4 protein-coding genes are annotated in these 5,158 nt (G+C 61.6%); 3 read left to right on the top strand and 1 reads right to left on the bottom strand.

Annotated elements, in window-relative coordinates; translation table 11 throughout:
* The first annotated feature begins 686 nt into the window (after nucleotides 1–686).
* From FLM9_RS05000 to FLM9_RS04990, 3 genes are all read left to right on the top strand, one after another.
* Entirely contained in the window at nucleotides 687–2,027 is a 1,341-nt protein-coding gene (locus FLM9_RS05000) for an alanine/glycine:cation symporter family protein (protein ID WP_257243014.1), read from the top strand.
* Nucleotides 2,011–2,397, top strand: a complete 387-nt coding sequence (locus FLM9_RS04995) for a DUF565 domain-containing protein (protein ID WP_081340205.1) — start codon at nucleotides 2,011–2,013, stop codon at nucleotides 2,395–2,397. Before FLM9_RS05000 ends, FLM9_RS04995 begins: the two co-directional genes overlap by 17 nt.
* An 86-nt stretch (nucleotides 2,398–2,483) precedes the next feature.
* Entirely contained in the window at nucleotides 2,484–3,692 is a 1,209-nt protein-coding gene (locus tag FLM9_RS04990) for a DUF8654 domain-containing protein (protein ID WP_180365304.1), read from the top strand.
* A gap of 35 nt (nucleotides 3,693–3,727) precedes the next feature.
* Here the strand turns inward: FLM9_RS04990 and FLM9_RS08175 are convergent.
* A partial coding sequence (locus tag FLM9_RS08175; protein WP_074457538.1) for a hypothetical protein occupies nucleotides 3,728–5,158 on the bottom strand: 1,431 nt, incomplete at its 5' end.

Here is a 5,158-nt window from a genome sequence, read left to right as displayed (position 1 = left end):
CTCTGCCGTCCTCCTCGCCGCCACTCCCATCTTCTGGTTATGAGTCCTGTGCCTAGGAGTTGCCGTTTCCCCACCTGAACGGCTACCAGTCCCTGTCAACCCTTCCCGCAACTGGCTTTTCAGGGCGAGAGGGCATCCTGGGCGGAAAAAAGCCCCAAGCCAGCGCCGGGGCAGTGTCCTCCCTTCCCCTTAACCAGAACTCGGATGACCTGTTGGGACCTGATACCGGCGGCGGCACGGTGCCAGGCCTCGGTCAGCAGTGCTTCGGGCAGATCACTGACGGTGATCCGGCGCACGCCCATCGCCGCCAGCACCGCGCTGGTGGTTGGTGGCCTCCTTGCCCAGCTGCCACTGAGGTGGTTTGCGCGGCCCAGGGACTACGCACCTTTCAACCTTGACCATCTTTGAGACACCACCTTCATGGAATTCTAAGATCTATTTAAATTTCAGCGTGTTTGGGATTTTTCTTACAATTACTGTTATCACACTTTGCATGAACCTACGCACCATTTCAGCTTCCTTTTAGAGGGACGGAAATTACTGCCCAGTGTGCAACTGCTTTCAAGTGTTGCTGTGTTTCTCTAACTCAACCAGCCCAAGGTTTGACAATTTGCAGAAGCTAGCTACTATTGTGCCAAGTTGGAACCAAAAACATGGTGACACCACTGCCCTTGGCGCCTGCTGTGATGGGTGTTGAGGAGCTGATCAAATCTATCAACGACCCGATCAACAATTTTGCCTGGGGATGGCCCACGGTACTGCTCATCTCTGCGACAGGAATCCTCCTGATGCTGCGGCTCAGCTTCATGCCGATCCGGCGGCTGGGCTACGGCTTCCGCCTGATGCTGAAACCAACCACGGCAAAAGAAGACGATGCCGGAGACGTGAGCCCCTTCCAGGCGTTGATGACATCCCTCTCCGCCACGATAGGGACGGGGAACATTGCTGGCGTGGCCGGCGCCATCTTTGTCGGTGGACCCGGAGCCGTGTTCTGGATGTGGGTTGTGGCGTTCTTTGGGATTGCCACCAAGTATGCCGAAGCCGTCCTGGCAGTTCACTACCGGGAAGTGGATCCCCTCGGCAATCATGTGGGTGGGCCGATGTACTATATCAGGAACGGCCTGGGACCCAACTGGCGCTGGCTGGGCATCCTCTTTGCCCTGTTCGGCATGCTGGCTGCGTTCGGCATCGGTAATGGGGTCCAGTCCTTCGAGGTGGCCAGCGCCCTGGTGGGCACCCTGGGTATTCCCAACTTCGTCACCGGCGTGGTGCTGGCTGTTCTGGTGTTCCTGGTGATTATTGGCGGAGTGAAGCGGATCGCCCAGGTGACATCTGCCCTTGTGCCCTTCATGGCTGTGGCCTACGTGCTGGCTTGCGTGATCATCCTGCTCTCCCAGGTCAGCGCTGTGCCGGGAGCTTTCGGGAGCATCTTCGCTAATGCTTTTACCGGCCAGGCCGCCGCCACTGGCACCCTGACCCAGGTGATCTTGACGGGCTTCCAGCGGGGAATCTTCTCCAATGAAGCAGGCCTCGGCAGCGCCCCCATTGCCCATGCGGCAGCCAAAACCACCGAGCCGGTGCGCCAAGGCACCATCGCCATGCTGGGAACGTTCATCGACACCATCGTGGTCTGCACGATGACAGCCCTGGTGATCCTCTCCACAGGCGCCATGGACGAGAAGCTCTCCGGCTCCAATCTGTCCATTGCTTCCTTCGATGCCGGCATTGCCGGTAGCGGCGGGGTGGTGACCGCCGGCCTGATATTGTTTGCCCTGACCACCATTCTTGGTTGGAGCTTTTACGGAGAGAAGTGCGCGGAGTTTCTCTTGGGCGTCAAGGCCATCACACCGTTCCGCCTTGTGTGGGTGGCTGTTGTGGTGATCGGCTGTGTCGCTGGTGACCGGGGTATCGTTTGGGGTGTGGCCGATACCCTCAACGGCCTGATGGCAATTCCCAATCTCATTGCTCTGGTTCTCCTCTCCGGCACGGTCTACAAGCTCACCAGAGACTATGCCTTCTCCGAGTGAGGCCGTCGCCGCACCTGGCTTTAAGACAGAGGTTGTGGTGATGCAACGCACCCGTCTGCGCCAGGCCATGGGGGAAAGCCTCCATGGCCTGGCCCTCTGGGCGGCCAATCCCTGGCGCCATTGGTCTTTGCTGACCGTGGTCTTCACGGCGGCGTTCCTGTTGGGGAACGGCATCACCGCCGTTTCCGGAGCGCTCAATGTCTTTGATCCCATGGCGGCTGTTACCACCATTGCCCTAACGGAAGTGTTGGTGCGGCAGCGTCCACGCTTGCAGCGACAGGGCAACCATCTCTGGCTTCACCTGGTGGACGCCTTTCGTGTTGGCTTCGTCTACGGGGTGATCCTGGATGGATTCCGCATGATGACCTAGTGGGGCAGAGCCCCATGGTTGGGGGCTGGCACTTCCAAGGGACCTTTGGCATGGTAGAGCCACTTGTTCCCTTACCAATCTTGGCGATGGCTCGCTCTCTTCGTTTGCTGGCCGCAGTTCCTCTGCTGAGCTTGATGGTGATGCCCGCATTGGCCAGTGGGCGCTATCAGGTGCAGCCCCGGGAAAGCTTCTACGGCATTGCCCGCAAGTGCCAAGTGGATGTCCATGAACTCATCCGTTTGAACCCCCGACCAGGCAATGCTCTTAAGTTGGGGGAGCAGCTACGTCTCCCTGGCAATGCCCAGTGTGGGAGCCAGGTGAACCCCACCGGTGCAGTTGCCAGGACTTCAACTTACCAGGTGCAGCCGCGAGAGGGGTTTTATGGCATTGCCCGCAAGTGCCAGGTGGATGCCAAGGAACTGATACGCCTCAATTCCGCAAGCGGGGTCAACCTGCGCCCTGGCCAACGGTTGACGTTACCCAGCCATGCCCGCTGCCCTGGCACATCTGCCACGGTGGCTAGCGCCAGCACGCCCCGGAGCACCAATACCGGCACAACCACAACACCAGCCCAAGCCAGGGTTGGAGGAACACTGTCTTACCAGGTGCAGCCCCAGGAAGGTTTCTACAGCATTGCCCGCAAATGCAAGGTAGATACAAGAGAGTTGATCAACCTCAATCCTGAGAGCCCCAGCGTTCTGCGCCCTGGCCAGCAGTTGACGTTGCCCGGCTATGCCCGCTGCCCGGACCCATCCGCCACGGTGGCCAGTGCTGGCAGCGGCGCCAACGGAGGCACAACACCGGCCCAAACGACGGCCGGTGCAAAGGCCTATTACGAGGTGCAGCCGCGGCAGGGCTTCTACAGCATTGCCCGTCAATGCCAGGTCAACGCCAAAGCACTCATGGCCCTGAATCCCCGGCCTGGCAATGTCCTCCACACGGGAGATCAGTTGGAACTACCCGGAGGAGCAAGATGCGATAGCGTGGTGGCCGCAAATCCAACTGCTGCCGGAGCCGCCTCAGCTGCCAACAGCGGTGCGACGGTGGGTTCCGGTTGGCGTTCCTACGGTCCCCTCAAAGTCAACTGGCAAGATTGGCAGATGATCGAAGGCCATTGGGTCGCACAAAGCCTGAATGGCTCTGAACAACCGCTCTACCTGGCCGTCAACTGCCCTGCCCAGCGCATCAACCAAACCAACGGCAACGGCAAGTGGTCCACCTGGGAATTGCCCGATCCGGGCTTTGAAGAGCAGCTCATGGATGACCTCTGCCAAGAGAAGAATGCCTTGAGCTGACCGGAGGGAACCAACATCCATCCTTGGTCGCATCATCAGGAGCGCACCAGCCAATACGCCATGTCCATGGGCTTGTCCATGCTGGTCACCTGTGGTGGAACCTGTTGGCCTGGTGCAGTGAGGGTGATCAGCAGTGCCTCACTGCGGGTCTTCCCAGGGTGCTCCAGCACGGTCAAGAGACGGTGGGTGACGGGGTCGTAGTGGAGCGTGGGCGTGGCGCTGGGGCTGTGGTGGGTCAAGTGGAGCGCAGCCACCACGCCATGGCCTGGCTGCACTTCCACCAGGAGAATGTCTTGCTGGGGCTGGCCATCATCACCCAGGATCCCATCCACCGTGAGCAGCCAGATGCGCTCCGCCGCCTCGTCGCAGGCAACGGCGAGAATCGCCGCCTCCCCTTCCCACACCACCTCCGGCGCCAAGCCAGGACGCAAGAGTTCAATGGTTTTGGCGTAGTCCGGCTGATGCTCCAACACCACAGCCCGCTGCCCCGCACCGCAGAAGGCTTTCAGGTCTCGATTACCAGGCAGCAGGTGGCGCTGGGGAGACAGGGGAGGCAAGCTGACCACCACCAGCCCGTTCTCGTCGGAGAAGACGAGTCCATCACCGCTGGGCAGCAACGTCGCCGGTCCATCCGGCTGGTGATCCAGGGGCGCCGCCTGTCTCCAGGGCTGATCTCGGCGCCCCAGCCATCGCAGACCTCTGGTCTGGTCGGGTTGGAAGAGCTGCAGAAACGGTGGATGGTGGGCGGGTTGGTCCAAGGTGGCACTGCTCACCCCCTGGAGCAGCAGGTGGCCCCTGTTGCTGCTGCTGAACTGGCTGTAGAGGGTGGCGGGACCTGGCAGAGGTCGGGGCGGCGTGACAGGCGGCGCCATGGGCGGATCCCTTGGCACCACACTGGACGGTGCCACTGCCACGAACCAGTTTCTCTGGCTCAGGGAATCCGCCGCTGCGGCATAGACAACGCCTCGCCCATCCCGCAGGGGCAAGACGTTGCTGACGCTGCTCTCCCATGGGGTGATGGGTTGCCATGCACCGCCAACATCGGGCCAGGTCAACTCCAGCCGTTGCCCCTGTGGGCTGGACACCAGCCCCAGCAGCAAGGGGCGGGGATCCCACCGGAGCCGGACCTGGCGGAGGTGCCGACCCTGCCGGTCCTGCCCACCCAGGCTCACCTCGATGGGACCGCTGGCGCGATAGGGCTGGCTCAGGCCCAGTTGAACCGTGGCGCCATCCGCTGTGACACTGAGGGGCACGTCAGGCGCAAGCTGGATGGATGCGGCCAGGGAGGCGGGATCCACGGGGCGGCTGTAGCCCAATTCCAGTACTGCCGCCGCACCCACAGCGGGTCCCACCGCCAGCAGACGGCCCGGCCGCCGCTGGAGACCATACTGCTGGAGCACCGCCAGGAGGAGACCCGCAAACAACAGGCGCCAGCCAAGACCACGGACCGGGTGGCGCGGCAATGG

The sequence above is a fragment of the Candidatus Synechococcus spongiarum genome, from assembly GCF_900047545.1.
Classification (GTDB): domain Bacteria; phylum Cyanobacteriota; class Cyanobacteriia; order PCC-6307; family Cyanobiaceae; genus Synechococcus_B; species Synechococcus_B spongiarum_C.
This window is presented reverse-complemented; position numbering and strand designations above follow the sequence as displayed.